The organism is Streptomyces sp. NPDC053076 (assembly GCF_044546845.1).
Classification (GTDB): domain Bacteria; phylum Actinomycetota; class Actinomycetes; order Streptomycetales; family Streptomycetaceae; genus Streptomyces.
Genome location: NZ_JBITZL010000026.1, coordinates 1 through 2,578, shown reverse-complemented (window position 1 = coordinate 2,578; position 2,578 = coordinate 1). Strand labels below are relative to the sequence as shown.

Annotated in this window: 2 protein-coding genes; both read right to left on the bottom strand. The window is 70.8% G+C overall.

The window, feature by feature from the left end; genetic code table 11:
• Positions 1–1,513, bottom strand: a 1,513-nt coding sequence (locus tag ACIGYR_RS39010) for a type I polyketide synthase (RefSeq protein ID WP_399609050.1), incomplete at its 3' end; no start/stop codon positions are given.
• Between the two features lie 48 nt (positions 1,514–1,561).
• A partial coding sequence (locus tag ACIGYR_RS39005; RefSeq protein ID WP_399609048.1) for a KR domain-containing protein occupies positions 1,562–2,578 on the bottom strand: 1,017 nt, incomplete at its 5' end.

Below are 2,578 nucleotides of genomic sequence, written 5' to 3'. Positions count from 1 at the left end.
ACCCGGCCACGAACGCGCGCACAGCCCCCGCCTGCGCCCGCAACGCCCCCTCCGACCTACCGGAAACCACCCACGGCACCACACCGGGCAGCTCGCCGTCGAGGCTCTCCCCGGGCTCCTTCTCCTGCTCCGGGCCCTGCTCGATGATCACATGGGCGTTCGTGCCACTGGCGCCGAACGCGGATATGCCGGCCCGGCGCGGCCGGTCCAACTCGGGCCAGTCCCGCTGCTCGGTCAGCAGCTCCACCGACCCCGCCGACCAGTCCACATGCGACGACGGCGCGTCCACGTGCAACGTCTTGGGCAGCACACCGTGCCTGAGCGCCATCACCATCTTGATGACACCACCCACACCCGCGGCAGCCTGCGCATGCCCGATGTTCGACTTCAACGAACCCAGGAACAGCGGCTGTTCGTCGGTGCGCTCCTGGCCGTAGGTCGCGATGAGCGCCTGCGCCTCGATCGGGTCACCCAACCGCGTACCCGTGCCGTGCGCCTCGACCGCGTCCACGTCACCGGCACCGAGCCGGGCGTCCGCCAGGGCCTGCCTGATCACCCGCTGCTGAGAGGGACCGTTCGGCGCGGTCAGACCGTTGCTCGCGCCGTCCTGGTTGACCGCGCTGCCCCGGACCACGGCCAGCACCGGATGCCCCAGCCGCACCGCGTCCGACAGACGCTCCACCACCAGCACACCCGCGCCCTCGGACCAGCCCGTGCCGTCGGCGGCCTCCGCGAACGCCTTGCACCTGCCGTCCACGGACATTCCGCGCTGCCGGCTGAACTCCACGAACAGACCGGGCGACGACATCACCGTCACACCACCGGCCAGCGCCATCGCGCACTCACCGCGCCGCAGCGCCTGCACCGCCAGATGCAACGCCACCAACGACGACGAACACGCCGTGTCCACCGTGACCGCCGGCCCCTCAAGGCCGAACGTGTACGACAACCGGCCGGCCGCGATGCTGCCCGCACTGCCGTTGAGGAGGTATCCCTCGAGTTCGTCGGGGGCCTTACCGGCCCAGGACCCGTAGTCGTGGTACATCAGGCCCATGTAGACGCCGGTACGGCTCCCCCGCAGCGAGGTGGGGTCGATGCCCGCCCGCTCGAACGCCTCCCACGACGTCTCCAGCAGCAACCGCTGCTGCGGATCCATCGACAGCGCCTCACGCGGCGAGACACCGAAGAACCCCGCATCGAACTCCGCGGCTTCATACAGGAAACCGCCCGACCGCGAGTACGACTTCCCCACCGCGTCCGGATCGGCGTCGTACAGGCCCTCCACATCCCAGCCACGATCCGTCGGCCACGACGACACCGCGTCCGAACCCGCGACGACCAGCCGCCACAGGTCCTCCGGCGAACTCACCCCACCCGGGAACCGGCACCCGATACCCACGATCGCCACCGGCTCATGGGCGTCGTCCTGCAACTTGCGCAGGCGCTCACGGGTGTCGTGGAGATCAGCGGCAGCCTGCTTGAGGTACGAGCGCAGTTTGTCCTCGGTGTTCACTCTTTCCCCCTGCTTGAGATCATGGAAGTCCGTCGTACCGCCCCGCGGTCAGATGCCTTTGTCGAGGAAGTCGAAGAGTTCGTCGTCGCTGGCCGAGTCGAACCGCTCCGCGCCCGACGCCTCGTCGGCATCTGCCTCGCCGGCACCCAGGTGCTTGGCGACGAGTTGCTGCATCCGGCCCAGAACGCGGTCGCGGGCTTGCTCGTCGGGGGCCAGGGTGGCGAGCGCTGTCTCCAGTTCGTCGAGGTCGCTCAGCACCCGGTCGGCCAAGGACTCCCCTTCGGGTCGCAGTTCGTCGCACAGGTAATCGGCGAGCGCGCCCGGCGTCGGGTAGTCGAAGGCCAGCGTGGCGGGGAGACGCAGGCCGGTGGCCCGCACGAGACGGTTGCGCAGTTCCACCGCGCCCAAGGAGTCGAAACCGAGCTCCTTGAAGGTCTGGTGCGGCTGGACGGCGGTCGCCGACGGGTGGCCGAGAACTCCGGCGGCCTGGGCACAGACCAGCTCGCGGAGCTGCTCCGTCCGCTCCGCCTCGGGGGCCGCCGCCAACCGCTCGGCCAGGGTGGCGGTGTCCGTGACCGGACCGTCCCCGAAGGTGGCTGTGGCTCGCCGTGCGGGCCTGCGCACCAGTTCCCGCAGGATGGCCGGCAGGGTGCCCGCGGCGCCCTGCTCCCGCAGACTCGCCTCGTTCAGAACGGCGGGCAGGACGAACGTCTGTCCCGCGCGCACCGCCGCGTCGAACAGCTCAAGTCCTTGCTCCGACGACATCTCCGCGAGGCCCATCCCGGAGATGCGCCGCATGGCCACCGCGTCGAGGTGTTCCGTCATCCCGCTGCGCTCGGCCCAGAAGCCCCAGCCGAGTGCGGTGCCCGGCAGCCCGGCCGCGGCGCGGTGGGCGGCGAGCGCCTCCAGGAACACGTTGGCCGCCGCGTAGTGCGCCTGACCGGCGCTTCCGAAGGTGGCCGCCGCTCCCGAGAAGAGGACGAATGCCTTGAGGGGGTGGTGGCGGGTGAGCCGGTGGAGGTTGAGCGCGGCGTCGACCTTCGGACGCAGGACGCGGTCCAGCCG